The organism is Streptomyces sp. NPDC049687, assembly GCF_044465285.1.
Taxonomy (GTDB): domain Bacteria; phylum Actinomycetota; class Actinomycetes; order Streptomycetales; family Streptomycetaceae; genus Streptomyces.
In genome coordinates this window covers 37,311-62,216 of the sequence record NZ_JBITLN010000003.1, presented here as the reverse complement: position 1 = coordinate 62,216, position 24,906 = coordinate 37,311, and the positions used below count along the sequence as shown (strand labels likewise).

General features: G+C 73.9%; 18 protein-coding genes. All 18 read left to right on the top strand.

Annotated features, from left to right (window positions below; translation table 11 throughout):
• The first annotated feature begins 203 nt into the window (after positions 1-203).
• The 18 genes from ACIBVL_RS10290 (at position 204) to ACIBVL_RS10205 (ending at position 24,889) form a co-directional block, all read left to right on the top strand.
• Positions 204-1,787 (top strand): condensation domain-containing protein, encoded by a 1,584-nt coding sequence (locus ACIBVL_RS10290; protein WP_399095051.1) that lies wholly within the window; start codon positions 204-206, stop codon positions 1,785-1,787.
• Positions 1,787-5,290, top strand: a complete 3,504-nt coding sequence (locus tag ACIBVL_RS10285; protein ID WP_399095048.1) for an amino acid adenylation domain-containing protein — start codon at positions 1,787-1,789, stop codon at positions 5,288-5,290. The genes ACIBVL_RS10290 and ACIBVL_RS10285 overlap by 1 nt, the downstream gene beginning before the upstream one ends.
• Positions 5,287-6,420, top strand: coding sequence for a cytochrome P450 (locus ACIBVL_RS10280; protein ID WP_399095045.1), 1,134 nt, complete (start codon positions 5,287-5,289; stop codon positions 6,418-6,420). The genes ACIBVL_RS10285 and ACIBVL_RS10280 overlap by 4 nt, the downstream gene beginning before the upstream one ends.
• A complete protein-coding gene (locus ACIBVL_RS10275; protein ID WP_399095042.1) occupies positions 6,417-10,079 on the top strand; it encodes a type I polyketide synthase in 3,663 nt (1,220 codons plus the stop codon). The genes ACIBVL_RS10280 and ACIBVL_RS10275 overlap by 4 nt, the downstream gene beginning before the upstream one ends.
• The gene (locus tag ACIBVL_RS10270; RefSeq protein WP_399095039.1) at positions 10,072-11,373 is read left to right on the top strand and encodes an MFS transporter; all 1,302 of its coding nucleotides are present in this window, start codon (positions 10,072-10,074) and stop codon (positions 11,371-11,373) included. The genes ACIBVL_RS10275 and ACIBVL_RS10270 overlap by 8 nt, the downstream gene beginning before the upstream one ends.
• Positions 11,373-12,716: a cytochrome P450 gene (locus tag ACIBVL_RS10265; protein WP_399095036.1), complete on the top strand. Its 1,344-nt coding sequence runs from the start codon at positions 11,373-11,375 to the stop codon at positions 12,714-12,716. The genes ACIBVL_RS10270 and ACIBVL_RS10265 overlap by 1 nt, the downstream gene beginning before the upstream one ends.
• Positions 12,713-13,429: a thioesterase II family protein gene (locus ACIBVL_RS10260; protein ID WP_399095033.1), complete on the top strand. Its 717-nt coding sequence runs from the start codon at positions 12,713-12,715 to the stop codon at positions 13,427-13,429. The genes ACIBVL_RS10265 and ACIBVL_RS10260 overlap by 4 nt, the downstream gene beginning before the upstream one ends.
• A gap of 18 nt (positions 13,430-13,447) precedes the next feature.
• Complete coding sequence (locus tag ACIBVL_RS10255; RefSeq protein ID WP_399095030.1) at positions 13,448-14,272, top strand: SDR family oxidoreductase; 825 nt, start codon at positions 13,448-13,450, stop codon at positions 14,270-14,272.
• Between the two features lie 63 nt (positions 14,273-14,335).
• Positions 14,336-17,032, top strand: coding sequence for an amino acid adenylation domain-containing protein (locus tag ACIBVL_RS10250; RefSeq protein ID WP_399095027.1), 2,697 nt, complete (start codon positions 14,336-14,338; stop codon positions 17,030-17,032).
• Positions 17,033-17,132: 100 nt separating this feature from the next.
• Entirely contained in the window at positions 17,133-18,080 is a 948-nt protein-coding gene (locus tag ACIBVL_RS10245; protein WP_399095024.1) for a Rossmann-like and DUF2520 domain-containing protein, read from the top strand.
• Positions 18,077-19,078, top strand: coding sequence for a pantoate--beta-alanine ligase (gene panC / locus ACIBVL_RS10240; protein WP_399095022.1), 1,002 nt, complete (start codon positions 18,077-18,079; stop codon positions 19,076-19,078). Before ACIBVL_RS10245 ends, panC begins: the two co-directional genes overlap by 4 nt.
• Positions 19,075-20,790 carry an L-aspartate oxidase gene (locus tag ACIBVL_RS10235; protein ID WP_399095020.1) on the top strand — a complete coding sequence of 572 codons (1,716 nt, stop codon included), beginning with the start codon at positions 19,075-19,077 and terminating at the stop codon, positions 20,788-20,790. The genes panC and ACIBVL_RS10235 overlap by 4 nt, the downstream gene beginning before the upstream one ends.
• Before the next feature lie 5 nt (positions 20,791-20,795).
• On the top strand, positions 20,796-21,782 hold the full coding sequence (gene nadC, locus ACIBVL_RS10230; protein WP_399095017.1) for a carboxylating nicotinate-nucleotide diphosphorylase: 987 nt from the start codon (positions 20,796-20,798) through the stop codon (positions 21,780-21,782).
• A gap of 15 nt (positions 21,783-21,797) precedes the next feature.
• The gene (locus ACIBVL_RS10225; RefSeq protein ID WP_399095014.1) at positions 21,798-22,595 is read left to right on the top strand and encodes a type III pantothenate kinase; all 798 of its coding nucleotides are present in this window, start codon (positions 21,798-21,800) and stop codon (positions 22,593-22,595) included.
• A 181-nt stretch (positions 22,596-22,776) separates the two neighbouring features.
• A complete protein-coding gene (locus ACIBVL_RS10220; RefSeq protein WP_399097162.1) occupies positions 22,777-23,520 on the top strand; it encodes a hypothetical protein in 744 nt (247 codons plus the stop codon).
• 66 nt (positions 23,521-23,586) lie between these two features.
• Positions 23,587-23,766, top strand: a complete 180-nt coding sequence (locus ACIBVL_RS10215; protein WP_399095011.1) for a hypothetical protein — start codon at positions 23,587-23,589, stop codon at positions 23,764-23,766.
• A 166-nt stretch (positions 23,767-23,932) separates the two neighbouring features.
• On the top strand, positions 23,933-24,331 hold the full coding sequence (locus ACIBVL_RS10210) for a BlaI/MecI/CopY family transcriptional regulator (protein ID WP_399097160.1): 399 nt from the start codon (positions 23,933-23,935) through the stop codon (positions 24,329-24,331).
• Positions 24,332-24,340: 9 nt separating this feature from the next.
• On the top strand, positions 24,341-24,889 hold the full coding sequence (locus tag ACIBVL_RS10205; protein WP_390659447.1) for an amino-acid N-acetyltransferase: 549 nt from the start codon (positions 24,341-24,343) through the stop codon (positions 24,887-24,889).
• The last annotated feature ends 17 nt before the right edge of the window (positions 24,890-24,906 follow it).

Below are 24,906 nucleotides of genomic sequence, written 5' to 3'. Positions count from 1 at the left end.
CCCGGACGCGCCCGACAGGGAAACCCTTGACATGTCCATCAGGGCCCGCCTACGGTAATTCAGCCATTGATCGGCGAGCGTCGCCCTGCCTTGGCGGAAACGCCTTTTTTTGCTTTCCGTTTGTTCGCCCCCCGTTTTGCCACCGGTATTCGCGGGCCGAGTAAGCGGTTCCATTGCTCACATGAGTTTCGGGGGAATCTCGCGTGTTGTCCGTTTGGTACCCGGCCACCAAGATGCAGCAGGGCCTGTGGGTCCTCGACCGTGACGAACTGCAGCGGCCCACCCAACTCGTCCCGTCCGTCGTCGAGTTCACCGGCGAGATCGACCACGCACAGCTCGTCGAGGCAGCCCGGCAGACCATCGCCCGGCACCCGTCCTTACGGGCACGCTTCCGCTTCGACCTCGAGCGCCGCCGGGTCGAGTACAGCACCGACGGCGAACCCGGCGCGGCCGTACTGCGCGACGCGGAGGCGGAGGGCCTTTCCGAGCCCGAGGTCGACGCGTTCGTACGGCACCTGTGCAGCACCCCGTTCGACCTGGCCGTGGACGCACCCGCCCGGGCCGTCGTCATCCGGCTCGACGCCCGGCGCACCCTGCTGGTCCTGGTCTCCCACCACATCGTGGTCGACGGCCTGTCGCGCACGATGCTCCTGGAGGAGATCTTCACCGTCTACCGGGCCCGGCTCGCCGGCACCCGGCCCGAGCTGAGCGATCCGCCGCACCCCGCCTCGGTCGTCGCCGACCGCACGCCCGAGGAGGTGGCCGCCCAGGTCGCCGAGGTCGTCGAACGGCTGCGCGGCGCCCCCGTCGACGTACCCCTGCCCTTCGAACGCGGCGCCGGAGACGACCTGGAGGCCGCCCGGCTCGGCGCCACCGTCACCACCCGGCTCGACGCCGAACGCACCGCGAAGGCCCTGGCGGTCGCCTCCGAGGAGGGCTGTACGACCTTCATGCTGGGCGTCGCCCTGCTCGCCGGCACGCTGGCGCGGAGCAGCGGACAGCGGGACTTCCTCATCGCCTTCGCCTGGCCAGGCCGCGACCATCCGGACGCCGGTGACGTCATCGGCATGTTCATCACCACCGTGGTACTGCGCATCTCCCTGGAGCCCGACACCAGCTGGCGGGAACTGCTGGGCAACGCCCGGATCGCCGCCATGGAGGCGTTCATGGACGCCGACGTGCCACTGGACGCGCTCGCCGCCCGGCTCAACCCGGACCGGACCCGGATCTGGCCGCCCCTCACCCCGGTCCTGCTCAACCTCGACGACGCACCCCACACCCCCGTGCTCGCCCCCGGCGTCACCGGCCGGCTGCGTCCGCTCGACCCGCTCTACGTCAAGTACGACCTCGCGGCGTTCGTCCGGATCGCAGACGCCGCCGAGGGCCGGCGGCTGGAGCTGTCCCTCGACTACCCGACGGACGTCACCGACCACGCCGCCGTGTCCGCATTCCTGACGGATCTGCGGCACAGTGCCGCGGACCTTGCCACCTCACCGGAGGAAGCAGTGCTGGAACAGCCCGCCCGGACGATCAACCTGGACGACCCCGAGGAGCGGCTCGGACTCGTGCGGTCCATCTGGCGCGAGGTCCTGGGAGCCGAGGACGACACCGACATCGACGACGACGTCAGCTTCTTCGAGTCCGGCGGCGACTCGCTGCTCCTCGTGGTCCTGGTGGAGCGCCTCAGTCAGGCCTCCGGGCAGACCCTGCGCACCATCGACCTGTTCCGCTCCGCCACCGTCAGCGGCCAGGCCGACCTCCTCGCGAAGCCCGCCGAGGCCGTCTGATGACGGCGACCCGCGAAGCGCTGGCCCTCTCCGTCCTCGGCGACGGGGTGGACCCGGCCGGCTTCGCCACGGAGACGTTCCTCTCCCTCGGCGGCGACTCGCTGCGGGCCATGCGCCTGGCCGCCCAGGTCCAGGAGCAGCTCGGCCTGCGCATCCCCGTGCTCGAACTGCTCGGCGGCCGACCGCTCGCCGAGGTCCTTGCCGGAGCGCGGGTCGAACAGGCGGCCGGGGCGGCCGACGGGGACACCTCCGCAGCGGTGCCCGGGGTCGCCCACGGCGAGGAGTCCGGGGCGGCCGAACGGGCCGGCTCCGGCGACGCCACCGACGACACCGCCCTCTCGCCCGCCCAGCGCGGCATGTGGCTCATCGAGCGGGTGGCCGGCGGATCTCCGTACAACCTCGTCTTCACCGCCTACGCCGAGGACGGCGGCCGGATCGACCGCGGCGCCCTCGCCAAGGCGCTCACCGAGACCGCCGCCCGCCACGAGGGCCTGCGCACCGTCTTCCGGGAGAGCTCGCGCGACGGCGAGGACGACGTCGTACGGGAGGTACTGGGCGCGCACACCCCGCAGCTGACGGAGATCGTGTACGAGGGGCCCGTCGAGGAGTTCGAGGCGTTCGTCCGCCGCGAGGGCGCCGAGCAGGGCCGGCGTCCGTTCGACCTGTCGGCCGCGCCCGCCTGGCGGCTCCTGCACTTCTCGCACCCTGCGGGCCGTGACGCCGTCGTCCTGGCCGCGCACCACATGGTGCTCGACGGCTGGGCGGTCGGGCTGCTGCTGCGCGAGCTGTTCGCCCGGCACGCCGCGCTCACCGGAACCGGCCCCGAGCCCGACGCCGCGACCGCCGTACCCGTACGGGCGTTGAGCGGCCGTCAGGAAGCGCTGCGGGCGCGAGGCGTGTGGGACGACCAGGCCGAGTTCTGGAAGAGCCACCTCGACGGGGTGCCCACCACCCTGGAACTCCCCGCCGACCGGCAGCGCCCCGCCCTGCAGGACGCCGCCGGCGAGCGCACCGGCCTCGACCTCGGGCCCACCCTGTCCGCCGCCGTCACCGAGCGGGCCCGCGCGCTCGGCGTCACCCCCTACGCCTTCCTGCTCGGCGCCTTCGGCCTCGCCCTCGGCCGCCGTACCGGGACCCGCAGCCTGCTCGTCGGCGTGCCGCTGCTCGGGCGGCAGAGCGATGAGCTGGAGCGGCTGATCGCCGTCGCCGGCAACCTGGTACCGGTGCGCGTCGACATCGACGACGAGGCCGACCCCGCCGCCTACCTGCGCTCCGTGCACGCCTCGCTCGGGCGGAGCATCGACGCCGGCGACCTGCCCTTCGAGGAACTGGTCTCCCGGCTCGGCGTCGAACGCAGCCTCGGCTGCCACCCGCTGGTCCAGGTCTGCTTCGGCATGCACGACCAGCTGGTGCCGCAGTCCCTCGACGCGGGCACCGCCCGCCTGCGCGTCGAGGAGGGCCACGGCGGCGGCTCGCAGTTCGACCTGACCCTGCTCATCGGGCACTCCGACCCCGCCTACGCGGGCCACGTCGAGTACGCCACCGGCGTGTGGACCGAGGCCGAGACCCGCGCCTTCGTCGCCGACTTCCTGGCCGGCGTCGAGGAACTGGCCACCGCGGACGCGGCACGCCTGGAGGACGTGCGCTGCATATCCGCCGACGGCCACGCCCGGCTCGCCGAACTCAACGACACCCGCCGCGAGTTCCCCGACACCTCCCTCGACGCGCTGTTCCGCGCGGCCGCCGCCCGCACCCCGGACGCCGTCGCCGTACGCGACGACTCCGCGCAGCTCACCTACGCCCAACTGGCCGACGCGGCCCGGGAACAGGCACGGCTGCTGCGCGCCACCGGCGTCCGCGCGGGTGACCGGGTGCTGGTCGGCGTCGAGCGCTCGGTCGCCGAGGCGGTCGCCGTGCTCGGGGTGGCGTGGGCGGGCGCCGCCTACGTGGGCGTCGAACAGAGCGCCACGGACGCCCACCTGGCGAGGATCGTGGCCCGCGCCCAGCCGACGGCCGCGCTCGTCGGACCGGTGGACGGGGAGACGGCGGCGCGCTTCCGCGCACTGGGCACCGAACCGGTGGCGGTGTGGGAACCCGCCTGGGAGCCCGCGCCCGACCCGGTGGACCCGGGGGAGTCGGTGCCCGAGGACCCCGCCCGTCTCGCCTACGTCGCCTTCACCTCAGGTTCCACCGGCGAGCCCAAGGGGGTCGCCGTGCCGCACCGGGCGGTGATCCGGCTGGTGCACGAGGCCGGCTTCGTGCGGCTGGGGCCGGGGGAGCGGATGCTGCGGCTGTCGCCGCTGGCCTTCGACGCCTCCACCCTCGAGGTGTGGGGCGCGCTGCTGACCGGGGCCACCCTGGAGGTGCACCCGGCGGGCCTCGCCTCGCCCACCGAGCTCGGCGCCTTCCTGCGCGAGCGCGAGATCACCGTGGCCTGGCTCACCGCGGGCCTGTTCCGGCTCGTGGAGGAGTTCGCGCCCGACTCGCTCGGCGGCCTGAAACAGCTGCTCACCGGCGGTGACGTCGTCCCGCACGAGCACACCGCGCGCGTGTTGTCCCGCCACCGCGGCCTCGTCGTCACCAACGGCTACGGCCCCACCGAGAACACCACCTTCACCACCACCCACTCGGTCTCCTCGCCCGACGAGGTCGACGGCCCGCTGCCCATCGGCCGGCCCGTCCCCGGCACGCGCGTGTACGTCCTCGACGCGCGCCGCAGGCTGCTGCCGCCCGGCGCGGTCGGCGAGCTGTACGCGGCGGGCGCGGGCCTCGCCGACGGCTACCTCGGCAACCCCGATGAGACCGCCCGCTCCTTCGGCGCGTTCTCACCCGACGTGCCCGAGCGGCTCTACCGCACCGGCGACGTCGTCCGGGTCGACTCCCGCAGCCGGCTGTCCTTCCTCGGCCGCGCCGACGACCAGGTCAAACTGCGTGGCTACCGGGTGGAGCTGAGCGCCATCGCCGACGTGCTGACCGGCCACCCCGCCGTGCAGGACGCCGTCGTGCTGGTCACCGAGGGGGACAGCGCCGAGAAGCGGCTGGTCGCCGCGGTGGTCCCGGCACCGGGCGCCGCCCTCGCCGCCACCGACCTGCGGTCCCTGCTCCAGCAGAAGCTGCCCGCCTACATGGTCCCCACCCTGTGGACGATCGTGGACGGCATCCCCGTCACCGCCAACGGCAAGGTCGACCGGCGTGCCCTCGCGGCCGACGCCGTCCCGGCGGGGCGGGCGAAGCGGGACGCGGCCGATCCCGACGCCGCCGCGATCGCCCGGATCATCGAGCTGTTCGCCGAGATCGCCGAAGCCTCGGCGGGTTCCGGGACCGCGGGCATCGACGCCGACACCGACTTCTTCATGGTCGGCGGCAACTCCCTCGGCGCCGTACGCCTCATGCGCAAGGTCAAGGAACACCTCGGGGCGACCGTCCGGCTGCGCGACTTCCTGCTCTCCCCGACCCCGGCAGGCCTGTGGGCGCTCGTCGCGAAGGAGGCCGGCGGCGCGTGAACGGTACGCCCCCGCTCGCGTGGGACGAGGACCTCGAATGCTGGGTGGTCGCCGATCCGCGGCTCGCCCGGCAGGTCCTCAACCACCCCGGCTTCACATCCGGGACGTTCGAGCGCTCCTTCCAGCTGTACATGACCGAGGCCGCCCGCGAGGAGTACCACGAGCTCACCGCGTTCCTGCGGCTGTGGTTCGTCCAGGCCGACGCCCCCGAGCACACGGCGCTGCGCCGCCCGGTGCAGCGGGTGATGTCGGCGTCGTACGTACGGTCCCTCGCGCCGCGTGTCGAGGAGATCACCGACGAGTGCCTGGACGCGCTGGCCGCGACCGTGCCGCACGACGTCGTGCCGGCCGTCGCCGACGGGATCTCCGGCAAGGTGATGGCCCAGGTCGTCGGCGTCGCCGAACCGCCCGAGGTGCTGCACCGCTGGGCGCGCACCCTGTCGCTGTTCATCGGCGCGATGTACCGCCGGGACTACGCCCTTGAGGCCCACCGCACGATGGTGGAGATGACCGAGGCCCTCTCCCGGGCCACCGCCCCCAAGGCCTTCCCGCAGGAGACCGACGAGGACCGGGCGCGCACCACCGCCACCTGGGCGATGAACCTCTTCGGCGGCCTGGAGACGACGTCCTCCCTGCTCGCGTCCACCGTCATGGACGTGCTCGGCGAGCCGACGGCGTGGGACGCGGTGCGCGAGCAGCGGCCCGGCGCGGTGGAGGAGTTCGTGGAGCGGGTGCTGCGCCGCCGGCCGCCGCTGCGGCACCTCGGGCGGGTCGTGGCCCACGACCAGGAACTCGCCGGGGAGCGGATGCGGCAGGGGGATCTGGTCCTCGTCAGCCTCACCGGGGAGGGCCTCCTGGAGGACTCGGCCGATGCCGCCTCCACCGAAGCCGCCGCCACCTGCCCGGTCACCGCCGAGACGGTCACCGCCGAGACGGAGCAGCACCTCGTCTTCGGCTTCGGCCCGCACTACTGCGTGGGCGCCCCCCTCGCCCGCCTGGAGGCCGCCGTACTGCTCCGCCGGTTCGCCGCCCGCTTCCCGGACGCCCGGCTCACGGACGAGGCCGCCGTCTGGGGACCCAATCTCTCGTACGTCGGTCTGGACCATCTCTACGTCGACCTGGGGGTGTGACCGTGCCGAGCGCGGTGGAGCGCGGGGACGGCGCCGTGGCCGTCGTCGGCATGGCCTGCCGGCTGCCCGGAGCCGACGACGTGGCCCAGTACTGGGCGGCGCTGACGGCCGGCGCGGACGGCATCAGCCGCTTCGAGCCGGAGCGGCTGATCGCCCAGGGCGTCGACCCGTCCTACGTCCGCCGGGAGAACTTCGTCCCGGCCATGGGCGTCATCGCCGGGTCCCGACGGTTCGACCGGGCGTACTTCTCCTACAGCCGGGCCGAGGCCGCCGCGACGGACCCGCAGCAACGGGTGTTCCTGGAGGCCGCGGTCACCGCGTTCGACGACGCGGGACTCGACCCGACCCGCTTCCGGGGCCGGATCGGCGTGTACGCCGGTGCCGACCGGGTCGGCGACCACATCGACCCCGAGCTGGGGGAACTCGCCCGCTACATCGGCCGGGAGAAGGACTTCCTCGCCACCCGGGCCGCCTACAAACTGGGGCTGCGCGGTCCCGCGCTCACCGTGCAGACCGCCTGCTCCACCTCGCTGACGGCCACGCATCTCGCCGTCCGGGCCCTCGTCGGCGGCGAATGCGACGCCGCGCTCGCCGGGGGCGTCACCGTGATGCCCGACGGGGAGTGGGGCTATCTGTACGAGCCGGGCGGCATCCTCTCGCCCGACGGCCGCTGCCGGCCCTTCGACGCGGACGCGGCGGGCACCGTGCCCAGCGAGGGCGTCGCGGTGGTGGTGCTCAAGCGGCTCGCGGACGCGCTGCGCGACGGTGACCGGATCGCCGCCGTGATCACCGGAAGCGCCGTCAACAACGACGGCTCCGACAAGATGGCGTACACCGCGCCCTCCCCGACCGGGCAGAGCGAGGTGATCCGCGCCGCCCAGGCGGTCGCCGGAGTGGACCCGGCGGACATCGACCACGTCGAGGCCCACGGCACCGCGACCCGGCTCGGCGACCCGGTGGAGGTGCAGGCCCTCGCCGACGTCTTCGGGAGCGCGGCGACGGACCGGGCACGATGCGCGCTCGGCGCCGTGAAGGGGAACATCGGGCACACCGGTGCCGCCTCCGGGGTGGCCGGGCTGATCAAGACCGCGCTGATGCTGGAGCACGGCCGGCTCGTGCCCACCGCGCACTACACCCGGCCGAACCCGCTGCTGGAGCTGGACACCTCGCCGTTCCGGATCGTGACGCGGTGCGAGCCGTGGGAACCCCGGCGGGGCGACGGGCCCCGGGTCGCCGCCGTCAGCTCCTTCGGCGTGGGCGGCACCAACGCGCACGTGGTCCTCGCGTCCGCGCCCCGCCGCGCGCCGCTCCCGGACCGCCCCGGACCACGGCCGCTGCTGGTCTCGGCGGCCGCCCCGCACGCCCTCGGCGAGATGGCCGAGGCACTCGCCGGCGCCCTTGACGGGGGTACGCCCTCCCTCCCCGAGGTCTCCCGCACCCTCGCCGCCCGCCGCGTGTACAAGCACCGGGCGACCGTCGTGGCGCACGACGCCGAACAGGCGGCGCGGCTGCTGCGCGGGATCGCCGGACGCGAGGCCGCCCGGGACGCCGCCGCCAAGCCGCGCAAGCTCGGCAAGGTCGCGTTCGTCCTCCCGGGCCAGGGCACCCTGCGCCATGCCGCGGGCGCCGCCGCCCATCGCGCCCTCCCCGGGTTCCGGGCGGCCTTCGACGCGCTGCGCAAGCATGTGCACGACGCACACGGCATCGACCTGACGCCGGTCGTCGCCGACGAGGGCGACACCGCCGGGGACTGGTTCGCCGACACCGTCCACCAGCAGCTCGCCCTCTTCGCCCTCGGACACGCCTTCGGCAGCCAGCTCCGGGAGTGGGGCATCCGGCCCGCCGCCCTGCTCGGCAACAGCGTCGGCGAGTACGCGGCCGCCGCCCTCGCCGGCGTCTGGTCGCCCGAGGACGCCGCCGACCTGGTGTTCCGCCGGGCCCGGGCGATGTGGGACACCGCGCCCGGCCGCATGGTGAGCGTCACCGGCGACGCCCGCGAGGTCGCCGCCCGGCTCCCCGCCGGCAGCGAGGTCACCGTCGCCGTCGAGGGCCCGGGAGCCGTCGTCCTGTCCGGACCCGAACGGGCCGTGGCGGATCTTCTGGCGGGCGACGCACTCGCGGGCCTGCCCATCACGCCGGTGCACACCCGGCGCGCCTTCCACTCGAAGGCCATGGAACCGGCAGCCGAGGCGGTGCGTGCCCACCTGTCGTCGGTGCCCGCCCGCCCGCCCCGGCTGCCGCTCGTCTCCAACACCACCGGCGACTGGGCCGACCCGGCCCAGGTGGTCCGCCCCGACTACTGGGCCACCCAGGTGCGCAGCCCCGTGCTGCTCGCCGACGCCATGAAGACCCTGCTCGCCTCGGGCTGCACGACGTACGTCGAACTCGGCCCCGGCAGCTCGATGCTCGGCGGACTGCGCCGCAGCCCCGGCTGGGACGCCGCCGCCTTCACCGCCGTACGCCTGACCGGGCGGCCGGCCGAATCCGCCCAGGACGCCCTGCTGGCGGCGCTCGGCACGCTGTGGGAACTGGGCGCCGACCGCGCCGTGGCGGACGTACTGGAGCCCGCCGGGCCCGGGGCGCCGCGCTGCTCGCTGCCCGGCTACCGGTTCCAGGGCGAGGACCCGCGCGGGGAGCGCCGGCCGGCGCGTGCGCCCGCCGCCCCGGTGCCGGGCGGCGGTGTCCGAGCCGTTCTCGAAGAGGTCTGGTGCCGGACGCTCGGCGTGAGCGCCGTCCGCGACGACGACGACTTCTTCGCCCTCGGCGGCGAGTCCCTGATGGCCGTCACCCTGATGGCCGCGGTCCGGGAACGCACCGGACGCGCCCTGTCCGTCACCGACTTCTCCCGCCGGCCCCGCTTCGGGGACCTCGTGGCGGCCGTCGGCGGGGGTGCCACGGCGGCGCCGGTGCCGGGCGTGGCCACTCTCGCCGAGGGACGGCCCGGGGAGCGCCCGCTGTTCCTCGTCAGCGACGCCGTCGGCAACGCGCTGCCGTACCGGGAACTCGCCGACGGACTCGCCGCCGCCGGCGGCAGCCGACCGGTGCTCGGCCTGGAGGACACCGACGACCCCCGGGGCACGCCCCGCACCGTCGGCGCCGTCGCCGCGGCCCGCCTCGCGACCCTGCTGCGGGCGCAGCCCGAGGGCCCCTACACGCTCGGCGGCTGGTCCTACGGCGCCGTCGTCGCCCATGAGATGGCCCGGCTGCTGATCCGGCGCGGGGAGCGCGTCGATGTGCTCGTGTGCCTGGACGGGTTCGTGCCGGACACGGCCGGTCTGCCCGTCGGGTTCGCGCCGGACTTCCTGCGCGCGGGACTGCGCCACCAGGCCGAGGCGGTCCTCGGCGCCGGCCCGCTCGCCCGGCGGCTGCGCAGGGACCCGGCGCTCCGGCGACGGTTCGCCGCCCGCCAGGCGGCGCTGCTGCGCTACCGGCCACGACCGCTGCCCTGTAGCGCGGTCCTGTTCAAGGCGTCCGGCGCGGAGCGGCTGCGGGAGCGCCTGGACGGGCTGTACGGCGGCGGACTGCGGGTGGAGCCGGTCGCGGGCGACCACTGGTCGATGCTCGCCCCGCCCCACGTGGGGCCGCTGGCGGCCCGTCTCCTCGGCGTGTTGGACGCAGCGGACCGGTTGGTCGGCGAGAAACGGAGTGCCCATGGCTGACGCGATCACCCAGGAAGAGGCGGAGACGGGGCTGGAGGAGAAACCCCTCCTGCGCAACGCCGACTTCCAGGCGCTGTGGACCAGTGAGGCGTTCGCCGCGCTGGCCAAGGAGACCGCCGAGGTCGCATACCCGCTGCTGATCCTCGCCACGGGCGGCTCGGCGTTCTACGCCGGTGCCGTCGGCTCCGCTCAGCTCATCACCGCGAGCCTGATGTCGATTCCCGGCGGCACCCTCGCCGACCGGGTCGACCGGCGGCTGCTGCTGATCGCCTGCAACATGGTGCGGGTCGTCCTGCTCGGCCTGCTGGCGCTGCTCGTCTCCACCGGGCACACCCACCCCGCCGTCATCCTCGCCGTCGCCGTCGGCTCGGCCGCCTGCCTCGGCATCTCCAACCCGACCGGCCTCGCCGTCATCAAGCAGTTGGTGCCGCCCTCGCAGCTGACACAGGCCACCGCGCAGAACCAGGTCCGCTACTTCGCGGCCACGATGGGCGGGCCCCCGGCGGGCGGTTCGCTGTTCGCCGTCGCGCGCGCCTTCCCGTTCCTGACATCGGCGCTCGCGTTCCTCGCGTCGTCCGCGCTGCTGCTGTTCATCCGCAAGCCGCTGAAGGTGGAGAACGCGGCGCCCGGCGAGAAGCGCCACGCCGCCGAGGGCTTCCGCTTCCTGGCCCGGCAGCCGGTGCTGCGGCTGCTGATCGTCTGGATCATGGGCTCGAACATGGCGTTCACCCACACCGGGGTCTTCCTGGCGCTGATCGCCACGGCCGAGAGCCGGGGCGCCTCCTCCACCTTCACCGGCCTGCTGCTGTCGATCGCCGGCATCGGCGGTGTGGTCGGCTCGCTCCTCGCGAGCCCGATCATCAAGCGGGTGCCGCCACCGGTGCTGTTCCTGACCGCCGCCTGGATCGGGCCGGTCGCCGCCGTGCTGCTCGCCACCGTCTCCGGGCTGGTCCCGCTCGGCATCATCGTCGCCTGCGTGTTCCTGCGCGGTCCGATCACCAGCGCCCTGTTCCTCGCCTATCTGGCCGCGATGGCGCCGGACAAGACCCAGGGCCGGGTGCTCGGTGCCGTGATGTTCATGTCGATGGTGGCCGCCCCGCTCGGGGTGTTCGGCGTCGGCACCCTCTTCGACCTGGCCGGACCCACCTGGGTGTTCACGGCCATGGGCATCGTCTCGGGCCTGGCCGCGCTGCCCACGCTCAGCCCCCGCATCCGCAAGCTCGCCCCGCCGGAGGAGTACGCCGTCACCAGTACGGCGGACGCGTCCGGTGACCCGACCTCCAAGGAGACGTGATGCCCGCCGACACCACCCGGCCGACCTCCGCCCCCGACCCCGCCACCGACCCCGCCGTGGCGGCACTGGCCGCCGCGACGGGGAGCGGCGACCGGCTGCCCCCGGAGTTCTTCACCGACCCCGACCCGGCACCCGGTGCCACCCACGCCGCCAACGCCCGGCTGCGGGCCACCGGTTGCCCCGTGCATCCGATCAACTACCCGCCGGGCGGGGACGCCTACGTGGTCTCCGAGTACGAGACCGCCCTCAAGGCGTTCGGCGACCCGCGGCTGTCCAAGTCCGTGGACAACGCGCCCGGCTGGTTCCGCGACCTCCTCAAGGACAGCAGCCCGGTCCTCATCCGCAACATGATCACCGCGGACGCGCCCGAGCACACCCGGCTGCGCCGTCTGGTCAGCCGCGCCTTCGTGCCGCGCCGGATGGCCCTGCTGCGGCCCCGCATCCAGGAGATCACCGACGAACTCGTCGACGCCCTGCCCGAGTCGGGTGAGATCGACCTGATGGAGTTCGCGTTCACCCTGCCGATGCGGGTCATCTGCGAGTTCCTCGGCGTGCCCATCGAGGACCGCCCCGACCTGCACGCGTGGGGCTACTGGCTGAGTGGCGCCCCCTTCGCCGACGAGGAGTCGAACCGTCAGCTCAAGGTGGCCAGTGACAGCATCGAGCAGTACCTGATCGGACTGCTGGACCGGCGCCGCGCCGAGGGCCTCGGCGAGGACCTGGTCTCCATCCTCCTCCGGGCCGCCGACGAGGAGGACGTCTTCACCAACGACGAGCTCGTCTCGACCCTCGTCCTGCTGATCATCGCCGGTCACAAGACCACCGCGAACCTCATCGGCAACGGCTTCCAGGCCCTGTTCGCCTTCCCGGACCAGATGGAACTCCTCCGGTCCAAGCCCGAGCTGGTCGAGTCGGCGGTCGAGGAGTTCCTGCGCTTCGAACCGCCCGTCTACCGCGGCACCCTGCGCGTGGCCACCGAGGACATGGAACTGGGCGGCTGCCCCATCCCCCGCGAGGGCTTCGTCCACATCCTCATGGACTCCGCCAACCGTGACCCCGAGGCCTTCGAGAACCCCGACCGCCTCGACATCACCCGCACCAACAACCGGCACTTCGCCTTCGGCCACGGCGCCCACTTCTGCGTCGGCGCCCCCCTGTCCCGCGTCGAGGGCTCGGTCGCCTTCCCGACCCTGCTGCGCCGCCTGTCCGGCCTCGAACTCGCCGTCCCGCACGACGAGCTGGAGTGGGTCTTCGACAACTCCACCAGCCGGGGCCTGAAGAAGCTGCCGGTGCGCTACACGGCCCGGCTCGCCGCCGACGACCCGGAAGGGGCCACCCGATGACCGCCCGTACGACTCTGGTCTGCCTGCCCTTCGCGGGCGCCGGCGCCTCCTTCTTCCGGCCCTGGCAGCGCGTCGCCGGCGACCGGCTGACGATCCTGCCGCTGCAACTCCCCGGCCGTGAGCGCCGTATCGACCAGGAGCCGTACACCGACGCCCGTACGGCGACCGACGGTCTCCTCGCCGACCTGCGCACCGCGCTCGCCGACGACCCGGAGCTGCCGCGCCGGATCGCCGTCTTCGGGCACAGCCTGGGCGCCGTCCTCGCCTACGAGCTGGCGCACCGGCTGGCCGAGGCCCCGGGCGACCTCGAACTCGTACGCCTCTTCGTCAGCGGCTCCCCGCAACCCGCCGAACAGCGCACCCGCCGGGCCACCGGCCTGCCCGACGACGCGTTCCTGGCGCGGGTCAACGAGTTCGCCGGGTACACGCACGAGGCGCTCGACGACCCGGAGATGCGCGAGCTGATCCTGCCGACGCTCCGCGCCGACGTGGAGATGCACGAGAGCTACACGCCCTCCACCGACCTGGCGCTGCCCGCCCCGCTGACCGTGCTGCGCGGCAGCCACGACGAGCTCGTCTCCCGCGACGAGGCGGCGGCCTGGGCGAAGGTGGCCGGCGCCGACTTCCGGACCGTCGAACTGTCCGGCGGCCACATGTACCTGACCGAGTCGGCCGCGGAACTGCTGGACGTCGTCGCCGCCGACGCCGGCTGAGTGGAGGGGGAACGATCCATGCGCTTGACCGGGAAGACCGTCGTCGTCACCGGGGCGGCCCGGGGCCTCGGCCGCGCCACCGCCGTGGCGTGCGCCGCCGAGGGCGCCGACCTCGCGCTGCTCGACCTCTGCGACGACCTGCCCGGGGTGCCGTACCCGCTGGGCACGGCGGGCCAGCTGGAGCACACCGCCGCGTTGTGCCGCGCGGCCGGTTCCGCGGTGCTCACGGCCCGCTGCGACGTACGCGACCTGCGCTCCGTGGAGGAAGCCGTGGCGCTCGCCGAGGACCGGTTCGGGCCGCTCGACGGCGTCGTCAACAACGCGGGCATCGCCGCGCCCTCGGGCCGGCCGGCGCACGAGATCGGCGAGGAGGAGTGGGCGCTGATGATCGACGTCGACCTCACCGGCGCCTGGCGGATGATCCGCAGCGTCGGCAAGGCGATGAGCGCCCGCCGCTCCGGCAGCATCGTCAACATCGCCTCCACGGCGGGCCTGGTCGGCTACCGGCACTTCGCCGGGTACGTCGCCGCCAAGCACGGCCTGATCGGGCTCACCAAGGCGGCGGCGCTGGACTACGCCCCGCGGAAGGTACGGGTCAACGCCGTATGCCCCGGCTCGGTCCGCGACGATCCGACCGCCGAGGGCCGGATGCTCGCCGAGATCGCGCGGGCCCTCGACGTGCCGGTGAGCGAGCACGAGGAGGAGTTCGTCGCGGCCCAGCCGATGAACGCGCTGATCGAGCCGGAGGACGTGGCGGCGGCCGTGGTCTACCTGCTGTCGGACGACGCCCGGCAGGTCACGGGGACGACCCTCACGGTGGACGGCGGCTTCTCGGCCCGCTGAGCGCGCAGTACCAGGAGCTGTTTCCAGGGCTTTTCAGAACAGGTCAGAACAGGGGGGACACCCGTGCCGGGTGCACAGTGCCATGCGGTCCGCGTCTCGGTGACCGGGATGGACGTACGACGACTGCGGGACCGGCTGGCCGCGGCGGGCCCTTGGCGGCTGTGGACGGACGACGTCCCGGCCGCCGCGGCCGAACCGCTCGCCGTACGCCGCCGCGAGGCCGAACTGCGCCGCCCGGTGAGCCGGGACGTGCGCTGCGTCCTGCTGCGCTACGACGACGGCACCGCCGACCTGGTCGTCGTGGCCCACCGGGACCGCCTGGACGGGCCCGGCCTGCGCCACCTTGCGGAGGTGCTGACGGGCGAGCGCCCCCCGTCCCCCGTCCCGCACCCGGCCGTACCGCGAGCCGTCCTGCCGCCCATGGCCGCCGCTCCGGACTGGGGCGACGGCGACCCGTCCTCGACGGCGCACGGAGTCTGCCACCTCGACCTCTCCCTGCCCTGCGCCACCACCCCCACCTCCCTCCGCCTGCCCGCGCTGGCCCTGACCCTGACCCGCTACGACGGCCACGGCTCGACGGCGTCGGCGACGGTCGGGACCGACAGCGGGGGAGCACTGGAGTACGCCCTCCCCGCCTCGGCCACCCTGCGAGACCTGGCCACCACGGCACCGGCACCGGTGGGACGGGCGGTGGTCGCCGGGCTCCTCGACGAGCCGGGGGACGCCGCACCGGGTGACCGGAGGCCCTGCCTCGCCCCGCCCTTCCCCCTCACCCTCGCCTTCTCGCCCCTCCCCGACGGCGGCACCCGCCTCTCCTGCTTCTACCGGCTCAGTCATGTCTCGCCGGCGGTCGCCGAGGGGTTCACCCGGCACTTCGGCGAGGTGTACCGGCAGGCGGCGCTCGCGCCGGGAACGGCCGTCGCGGACGTGGAGCTGCTCGACCCCGAGGAGCGGGACCGGGTGGCCCGGCTGGGGCGGCCCGGTGTCGCCCTCGCGTCGCCGCCGGACACGCTCCCGCGGGCCTTCGCGCGGACGGCGGCCGCCACCCCCGACGCCGTGGCCGTCTGCGACGGCGGGACAGAGCTCACCTACCGGGAGTTGGACGAGCGCTCCGCCCGTGTCGCGGCCGGTCTGCGCGCCCACGGAGTGCGCCGGGGCGACCGCGTCGGCGTCTGCCTGGAGCGGACCGCGGAACTCGTCGTCACCCTGCTCGGCGTGGTCAGGGCGGGCGCCGCCTACGTCCCCACCGACCCGGCCTACCCCACCGACCGGCTCGCCCACACCGTCGCGGACGCCGGGCTGCGCGTGGTCGTGACCCGCCTCGCCGAATTCCCCCGCGAGGGCGGGGCCGTACCGCTGACCCCCGACGAACTCGCCGGGTCCACCCCGGCCGAGCTGCCCGACACCGCCCCCGACGACCCGGCGTACGTCATCTACACCTCCGGCTCCACCGGCCGCCCCAAGGGCGTGACCGTGCCGCACCGCAACGTCGTCGCCCTGATCGACGCCACCCGGGACGAGTACGGGCTCGGCCCCGACGACACCTGGACCCTCTTCCACTCCGCCGCCTTCGACTTCTCGGTGTGGGAGCTCTGGGGCTGCCTGCTGACCGGCGGGCGGCTCGTCGTCGTGCCCTACTTCGTCAGCCGCGACCCCGACGACTTCCGCGACCTGCTGCTCGCCCGTCGGGTCACCGTGCTCAGCCAGACGCCGTCCGCGTTCTCCCAGCTCCTGCGGACCGACCACGCGCCGCTGCCGGTCCGGCTCGTGGTGTTCGGCGGTGAACCGCTGGACGGCCGCATGCTGCTGCCCTGGTTCGACCGGCACCCGGAGACCACCTGCCGCATGGTCAACATGTTCGGCATCACCGAGACGACCGTGCACGTCACCGCCCAGACCGTGACGCGCGGACTCGCCCTCGCCGGCTCCCGCTCCGTCGGCCCCGCCCTGCCGGGCTGGCACCTGTACGTCACCGACGAGCGCGGCCGTCTCGTACCCCCCGGCGTCACCGGCGAGATCCGGGTGGGCGGCGCGGGCGTGGCCGCCGGGTACCTCGACCGGCCCGACCTGACGGCCGAACGATTCGTGCCGGACCCGTACGCCCCTGATCCCTCCGCCCGGGCGTACCGCAGCGGCGACCTCGGCCGGCTGCGCCCCGACGGGCGCCTCGAACACCTCGGCCGGATCGACAGCCAGGTCAAGATCCGCGGTTTCCGCATCGAGCTCGAAGAGATCCGCTCGGTGCTCCTGGAGGACCCGGCCGTCGCCGCCGCGGCCGTCGTGGTGCGCCGCGAGGACCCCGCGGACCCGGCCACGGCCCGCCTCGACGCCTACGTCGTCCCCGCCGACGGCACCGCGGCCGCCGATCCGCAGGGCATCCGCAAGCGCGCCGCCGGCATCCTGCCCGAGCACATGGTCCCGGCCACGGTCACGGCGCTCGACGCCCTCCCGCTGACCACGAACGGCAAGCTGGACGCGGGACGGCTGCCGGCACCGGTGCGCTCCACGACGGCTTCCGTCCGGCCCGCACCCGTGACGGGACCCGGCGCCGAGGGTGACACTGGTCTCGCCCGAGCCCTCCAGGAGATCTGGGAAACCGTTCTCGGCACCCCCGTCGGCCTCGACGACGACTTCTTCGAGCTCGGCGGAAACTCCCTGTTCGCCGTCCGGATCAGCGCCGCCCTGCGCGCCCGCGGGCTGAAGTCCGTACCGCTGCGCGACCTCTACCGGACCCCTACGATCCGGGAGCTCACCGGCTGACGCCCACCGACGGCCGGGCCGCCCTGAACCCCAATCGCGTTAACATGACGAGAAATCGTCCGGTACCCCGCGCGGACTGGAACGGGAAGGCCGCCCTCGAGTGAGTGCATTTCAACAACCAGACCCCAGGGACCGCCCCGCGCGGCTCACGGTCGGCGTCGTGGGCGCCGGCCGCGTGGGACCCGCCCTGGCCGCGTCCCTCCAGCTCGCCGGACACCGCCCGGTGGCCGTCTCCGGTGTCTCCGACGCCTCCCGGCGGCGGGCCGCGCAGCTGCTGCCCGAGGTGCCGCTGGTGCCGCCCTCCGAGGTCCTCCGGCACGCCGACCTGGTACTGCTCACCGTCCCCGACGACGCGCTGCCCGGGCTGGTGCAGGGTCTCGCCGACACCGGCGCCGTACGGCCCGGACAGCTCCTCGTGCACACCTCCGGGCGGTACGGCGCCAAGGTCCTCGACCCCGCCCTGCGCGCGGGCGCGCTGCCGCTGGCCCTGCACCCGGCGATGACGTTCACCGGCACCCCCGTCGACGTCCAGCGGCTGGCCGGCTGCTCCTTCGGCGTCACCGCGCCCGAGGAGCTGCGGCTGGCCGCCGAGGCCCTCGTCATCGAGATGGGCGGCGAACCCGAGTGGATCGCCGAGGAGAACCGCCCGCTCTACCACGCGGCCCTCGCCCTGGGCGCCAACCACCTGGTCACCCTCGTCGCCCAGTCCATGGAGCTGCTGCGCGCGGCCGGCGTCGAGGCCCCCGACCGCATGCTCGGCCCGCTCCTCGGCGCCGCCCTCGACAACGCGCTGCGCTCCGGCGACGCCGCCCTCACCGGCCCCGTCGCGCGCGGGGACGCCGGCACTGTCGCCGCGCACGTCACGGAGCTGCGCCGGCACGCCCCGCAGACCGTCGCGGGGTACCTGGCGATGGCCCGGGCGACCGCCGACCGCGCGCTCGCCCACGGACTGCTCAAGCCGGAACTCGCCGAGGACCTCCTCGGGGTACTCGCCGGCCGGGCCGACGACGCCCCCGGCACCCACGGCGCCGAAGGAGATGCCGGATGACCACCACCCTGCTGCGCACCGCCGCCGAACTGCACGCACGCGCGCGTGCCGGCCGCCGGGCCGTCGTGATGACGATGGGCGCCCTGCACGAGGGGCACGCCACCCTGATCCGCACCGCCCGCGACCTCGCCGGTCCGGACGGCGAGGTCGTCGTCACCGTCTTCGTCAACCCGCTGCAGTTCGGCAAGGGCGAGGACCTCGACCGCTACCCGCGCACCCTGGACGCCGACCTCAAGATCGCCGAGGAGGCGGGTGCGGACGTCGTGTTCGCCCCGTCCGTGGACGAGGTCTACCCGGGCGGCGAGCCCCAGGTCCGCGTCAGCGCGGGCCCGATGGGGGAACGCCTGGAGGGCGCCTCGCGGCCCGGGCACTTCGACGGCGTGCTCACGGTCGTCGCCAAGCTGCTGCACCTCACCCGGCCCGACGTGGCGCTGTACGGCCAGAAGGACGCCCAGCAGCTCGCCCTGATCCGCCGGATGGTCCGCGACCTGAACTTCGGCATCGAGATCGTCGGCGTCCCGACCGTCCGCGAGGCCGACGGACTGGCCCTGTCCAGCCGCAACCGCTACCTCTCCCCCCGGGAGCGCCGCACCGCGCTCTCGCTCTCGGCGGCGCTGTTCGCGGGCCGCGACCGGCATGCCGCGCAGGAGGCGCTGCGGGCACGCGCGCGTGAGGTGCCCGCCACGCACGCGCGTGCCGAGGCGCTCAGCGCCCTCGGGGAGTCCCGCGCGGCCGCCGACGCGCACGCCGTCGCCAAGGCCGCCCCCGGCAACCCGGCCGCCGTACGAGCGGCCGCCCGTCTGGTCCTCGACGAGGCCGCCCGCCTCGACCCGCCGCTGGAACTGGACTACCTGGCGCTCGTCGATCCCTCGGACTTCACGGAGATCGGCGATCTCGAGGACGACTTCACCGGCGAGGCCGTCCTCGCCGTCGCCGCCCGGGTCGGGACGACCCGGTTGATCGACAACCTCCCCCTCACCTTCGGAGCCGCCTCGTGACCAGCACAGGCATACGACTGCACGCGCCCGCCCCCGGGTGGTCGATCTCGGCGGACGTGGTGGTCGTCGGCTCCGGCGTCGCCGGCCTGACCGCGGCCCTGCGCTGCGAGGCCGCCGGCCTGAACACCGTCGTCGTCACCAAGGCGCGCCTGGACGACGGCTCCACCCGCTGGGCGCAGGGCGGCATCGCCGCGGCCCTCGGCGAGGGCGACACCCCCGAACAGCACCTCGACGACACCCTGGTGGCGGGCGCGGGCCTGTGCGACGAGGACGCCGTACGCCTCCTGGTCACCGAGGGCCCGGACGCCGTACGGCGCCTCATCGAGACGGGCGCGCACTTCGACGAGTCCTCCGAGGGCGGCCTGGAACTCACCCGTGAGGGCGGCCACCACCGCCGTCGCATCGCGCACGCGGGCGGTGACGCGACCGGCGCGGAGATCTCCCGCGCCCTCGTCGAGGCGGCACGTGCGCGTGGCGTACGGATGATCGAGAACGCGCTGGTCCTGGATCTGCTGACGGACGCCGACGGCCGTACGGCGGGCGTCTCGCTGCACGTCATGGGCGAGGGCCAGCACGACGGCGTGGGCGCCGTGCACGCCCCCGCGGTCGTCCTCGCGACCGGCGGCATGGGCCAGGTCTTCTCCGCCACCACCAACCCGTCGGTGTCGACGGGCGACGGCGTGGCGCTCGCGCTGCGGGCGGGCGCGGAGGTCAGCGACCTCGAATTCGTGCAGTTCCACCCCACCGTGCTGTTCCTCGGCCCGGACGCCGAGGGCCAGCAGCCGCTCGTCTCCGAGGCCGTACGCGGCGAGGGCGCCCACCTGGTCGACGCGGACGGCGTGCGCTTCATGGTGGGACAGCACGAGCTGGCCGAGCTGGCGCCCCGGGACATCGTCGCCAAGGGCATCATGCGCCGTATGCAGGAGCAGGACGCCGAGCACATGTTCCTCGACGCCCGCCACTTCGGCGCCGACATGTGGGAGCACCGCTTCCCGACGATCCTCGCCGCCTGCCGCGCCCACGGCATCGACCCCGTCCACGAGCCCATCCCGATAGCCCCGGCGGCCCACTACGCCTCGGGCGGCGTACGCACCGACTCCCGGGGCCGTACGACCGTCCCCGGCCTGTACGCGTGCGGCGAGGTCGCCTGCACCGGCGTGCACGGCGCCAACCGGCTCGCGTCCAACTCCCTCCTGGAGGGCCTGGTCTACGCGGAGCGGATCGCCGCCGACATCGCCGACGGCCACCGGGACGACGGCCTGCACGCGCGCGTGCCCGCACCGGTCGAGCACCCCGAGAGGCCGGCGCACCCGCTGCTCGCCGCCGAGGCCCGGTTCGCCATCCAGCGGATCATGACCGAGGGCGCGGGCGTGCTGCGCTCGGACGGGTCCCTGGAGAAGGCCGCCGACCAGCTCCAGCGGCTGCACTCCGAGGCCCGCGAGGCGCTCGACGAGAACGGCAAGACCTCCGAGCCCGGCGTCGACACCTGGGAGGCCACCAACCTCCTGTGCGTGGCCCGCGTCCTGGTCGCCGCGGCCCGCCTCCGCGAGGAGACCCGTGGCTGCCACTGGCGCGAGGACCACGCCGAACGCGACGACACGACGTGGCGCCGCCACATCGTGGTGCGGCTGAATCCCGACCGGACGCTCGCCGTACACACCACCGATACCGCAGACTTCCCCCCGACCCGGCAGCACCAGCAGGAGCAGTGAACGACGTGAGCACCCCCGACCTTCCCCTCGCCGACAGCGGCGGCTGCGGCGACGACTGTGCCTGTGGCGCCGCCGAGGGCTTCGCCGACGAGGAATACCTGGAGTGCGGGCTCGACCCCGCGCTCGCCCAGCTCCTGGCCGACGCCGGGCTCGACCCCGTCGAGGTCGAGGACATCGCCAACGTCGCCATCCAGGAGGACCTGGACCACGGAGTGGACGTGACGACGGTCGCGACCATCCCCGAGGAAGCGGTGGCCACCGCCGACTTCACCGCGCGTGAGGCGGGCGTCGTCGCGGGCCTGAGAGTCGCCGAGGCGGTCGTCTCGGTCGTCTGCACCGACGAGTTCGAGGTCGAGCGGCACGTGGAGGACGGCGACCGCGTGGAGGCGGGCCAGAAGCTGCTGTCGGTGACGACCCGCACCCGCGACCTGCTGACCGCCGAGCGCAGCGCGCTGAACCTGCTCTGCCGGCTCTCCGGCATCGCGACCGCCACGCGCGCGTGGGCGGACGTCCTGGACGGCACGAAGGCACGCGTGCGGGACACCCGGAAGACCACGCCGGGCCTGCGCTCCCTGGAGAAGTTCGCGGTCCGCTGCGGCGGAGGCGTCAACCACCGCATGTCGCTGTCGGACGCGGCCCTGGTCAAGGACAACCACGTGGTGGCGGCGGGCGGTGTCGCCCAGGCCTTCACCGCCGTACGGGAGGCCTTCCCGGACGTACCGATCGAGGTCGAGGTCGACACCCTGCACCAGCTCCGCGAAGTGGTGGACGCGGGCGCCGACCTGATCCTCCTGGACAACTTCACCCCGGGCGAGTGCGCGGAGGCGGTCGCCATCGTCGGCGGCCGCGCCCTGCTGGAAGCCTCGGGCCGGCTGACCCTGGACAACGCCAAGGCGTACGCCGACACCGGCGTCGAATTCCTGGCCGTAGGGGCCCTGACCCACTCCTCGCCGATCCTGGACATCGGCCTGGATCTGCGAGACGCGGAGTAGGGAGCCGGACCGGCCATGCTGCTGACGATCGACGTAGGGAACACGCACACCGTGCTCGGCCTGTTCGACGGTGAGGACATCGTCGAGCACTGGCGGATCTCGACCGACGCCCGCCGTACGGCCGACGAGCTCGCGGTCCTCCTGCAGGGCCTGATGGGCATGCACCCGCTGCTCGGGGTGGAACTGGGCGACGGCATCGACGGCATCGCGATCTGCGCGACGGTGCCGTCGGTGCTCCACGAACTCCGCGAGGTGACCCGCCGCTACTACGGCGACGTCCCGGCCGTCCTCGTCGAACCGGGCGTCAAGACGGGCGTGCCGATCCTCTTCGACAACCCCAAGGAGGTCGGCGCCGACCGCATCATCAACGCGGTCGCCGCGAACGAGCTCTACGGCGGCCCGGCGATCGTCGTCGACTTCGGCACGGCGACGACGTTCGACGCGGTGAGCGCACGGGGCGAGTACGTGGGGGGTGTGATCGCCCCAGGCATCGAGATCTCCGTGGAGGCCCTGGGCGTCAAGGCCGCCCAGCTCCGCAAGATCGAGGTGGCCCGCCCCCGCAGCGTGATCGGCAAGAACACGGTCGAGGCCATGCAGTCCGGCATCGTCTACGGCTTCGCGGGCCAGGTGGACGGCGTGGTGACCCGCATGGCCCGCGAACTCTCCGAGGACCCCGACGACGTCACGGTGATCGCCACGGGCGGCCTGGCCCCCATGGTCCTCGGCGAGTCCACGGTGATCGACGAACACGAACCCTGGCTGACCCTGATCGGCCTCCGCCTGGTGTACGAACGCAACGTCTCCCGCATGTGACGGCCCGAACGCCCCGAGGGCCCGCCCGTACGGTGCTGCGCGGTTCCGCGAGCGGCTCCCTCGGCTCCCGGCGGGGCCGGGTGGGGGGATTCGGGCGCGTCGGGACCGTTCCTTGTGTCGGATTTGTCTGATTAGCGCGTATCGTCGGCGCATGCCCACGCCATACGGATCCCGCGGCGGCATGGCGTTCGGCGCGGAGGAGCTGCGTGTGCTCCGCCGCGCCCTCGCCCTCGCCCTTCACCCCGGTCCCGCCAGCGCCGAGGACGTCCAGGACTGTCATCGCCTAGCCGAGTCCCTCGACGAGGCGATGCGCGAGGCCGCCCGGCTGCGGGCCTTCCTGGTGGCCGACCTGGACCGGTACCGCGCCGCCCTTCCCGGTGCCGCCGCCGGCTACTTCACGCTCCTGGAGGAGGTGCTGGCCGCCGGCCACCGGCCCGGCCCGGACGACCTCGCCGCCCTGCGCGCCCTGCGGGGGAATGCGGCCGCCGCCGCCCTCCTGGACCGCTGCCAGGCCCTCGCCGAGCAGGACGTACGGGCCCGTCTGGCCCGCCGTACGGCCCGCCGGGCCACCACGGCCACCCCGGTGGTGCCGGCGTCCCGTACCCGCCTCCTGGCCCTTCCTGGCGGCCGTTCCGCCGCGGCCTGCGACGCCCTGCCCACCCTCGTCGCCGAGGATCCGCGCGAGGAGCCCCGCAAGAAACCCGCCGAGAAGCCCGCCACCCCTGCCCCCGGTCCGGGCCCCGTCCCGGCGAAGCCCTCCGCTCCCCGGCCCGCGCGCCGCCCCGTCCCCACCCCCGGCGAGGTCTTCCCGCGCCGCAAACCCACCCCGCCGCCCCCGGCCGACCCGGAGCAGGAGCAGGAGCAGGGGCAGGGGCAGGAACAGGGGCAGGAGCAGCGGCGGCCGCAGAGGCTGGCGGCGGGCTGAGACACGCGGCGTCCCGTCGGCCGACCCCGGCCCGGTGCCCCATTTCTCCGTGGCTACCCTGGATCCATGGACTATGTCTCCGCGCTGGTGCCCCCGGTCGTCATGGCCGCCTTCTTCATCGGCGTGATCCGCGTGATCGTGAAGACCCAGGGCGGCGCCAACAAGGCCAAGGAGGACGCGGCCGTCGACGCCGCCCTCGCGGGCGAGGAGGGCACCCGCAAGGCCCCCGCGAACACCGAGGCCTGACCCTCACCCACCCCTGGCGCCCCCGGGCGTACGGCTCCCGTCGGAGCCGTACGCCCTTTTTGTGCTTGTTTGACAGGAAAAACGCCCGTCCGGCACGCCATTGGCGAGATCTCCCACTATTGTTCTGAGAGTGCCTCGGCCATTGGGAGAACTCGAAGACGCGGTCATGACGCGGGTGTGGAAGTGGAACCGCCCGGTGACCGTTCGAGAAGTCCTGGAAGACCTTCAGCGGGAACGGTCCATCGCGTACACCACGGTGATGACCGTTTTGGACAATCTCCATCAGAAGGGCTGGGTGCGCCGCGAGGCGGAAGGCCGGGCCTATCGATATGAGGCGGTCTCCACCCGCGCCGCCTACGCCGCCGCCCTCATGAACGACGCCTGGTCGCAGAGCGACAACCCCGCCGCAGCTCTCGTCGCCTTCTTCGGGATGATGAGCGACGAACAGCGGCAGGACCTGCGTGACGCCGTACGGATCGTCCAAGGCCCGGAAACATCCGAAGCCGCAACTCCGGGCGGCGGTGGGGAGAACCCCGCCTCGGCAACGGAGGGCGGCGGGCGATAGCGTCCGCACATGTCCGCAGAGAGCCCCTCCGCCGAGAACCCCGAAGTCACCGCTAAAGCCATCACCGTCCGGCGGGCCCGGACCAGCGATGTTCCCGCTGTGCGCCGACTCCTTGACGCGTACGTCCGGGGCGGCATCCTGCTCGACAAAGCGACGGTGACCCTTTACGAGGACATCCAGGAGTTCTGGGTCGCGGAACGCGACGACAACGCCGAGGTCGTGGGCTGCGGAGCCCTCCATGTGATGTGGGAAGACCTGGCGGAAGTGCGCACTCTCGCGGTCAAGCCCGGCCTGAAGGGTGCCGGCGTCGGTCACCGGTTGTTGGAGAAGTTGCTGCACACCGCGCGCTGGCTCGGCGTTCGCCGGGTTTTCTGCCTGACCTTCGAAGTCGACTTCTTCGGCAAGCACGGCTTCGTGGAGATCGGCGAGACGCCGGTGGACACCGATGTCTACGCGGAGCTGATGCGTTCCTATGACGAGGGCGTAGCGGAGTTCCTCGGACTCGAACGAGTGAAACCGAACACCTTGGGCAACAGCCGGATGCTTCTGCATCTGTGAGCGTGGGCGTTCATTCC

Coding starts and splice junctions, on each gene's coding strand:
- ACIBVL_RS10285 (WP_399095048.1), top strand. CDS start 1,787: ATGACGGCGACCCGCGAAGCGCTGGCCCTCTCCGTCCTCGGCGACGGG.
- ACIBVL_RS10270 (WP_399095039.1), top strand. CDS start 10,072: ATGGCTGACGCGATCACCCAGGAAGAGGCGGAGACGGGGCTGGAGGAG.
- ACIBVL_RS10265 (WP_399095036.1), top strand. CDS start 11,373: ATGCCCGCCGACACCACCCGGCCGACCTCCGCCCCCGACCCCGCCACC.
- ACIBVL_RS10260 (WP_399095033.1), top strand. CDS start 12,713: ATGACCGCCCGTACGACTCTGGTCTGCCTGCCCTTCGCGGGCGCCGGC.
- ACIBVL_RS10255 (WP_399095030.1), top strand. CDS start 13,448: ATGCGCTTGACCGGGAAGACCGTCGTCGTCACCGGGGCGGCCCGGGGC.
- panC (WP_399095022.1), top strand. CDS start 18,077: ATGACCACCACCCTGCTGCGCACCGCCGCCGAACTGCACGCACGCGCG.
- ACIBVL_RS10225 (WP_399095014.1), top strand. CDS start 21,798: ATGCTGCTGACGATCGACGTAGGGAACACGCACACCGTGCTCGGCCTG.
- ACIBVL_RS10220 (WP_399097162.1), top strand. CDS start 22,777: ATGGCGTTCGGCGCGGAGGAGCTGCGTGTGCTCCGCCGCGCCCTCGCC.
- ACIBVL_RS10215 (WP_399095011.1), top strand. CDS start 23,587: ATGGACTATGTCTCCGCGCTGGTGCCCCCGGTCGTCATGGCCGCCTTC.
- ACIBVL_RS10210 (WP_399097160.1), top strand. CDS start 23,933: ATGACGCGGGTGTGGAAGTGGAACCGCCCGGTGACCGTTCGAGAAGTC.
- ACIBVL_RS10205 (WP_390659447.1), top strand. CDS start 24,341: ATGTCCGCAGAGAGCCCCTCCGCCGAGAACCCCGAAGTCACCGCTAAA.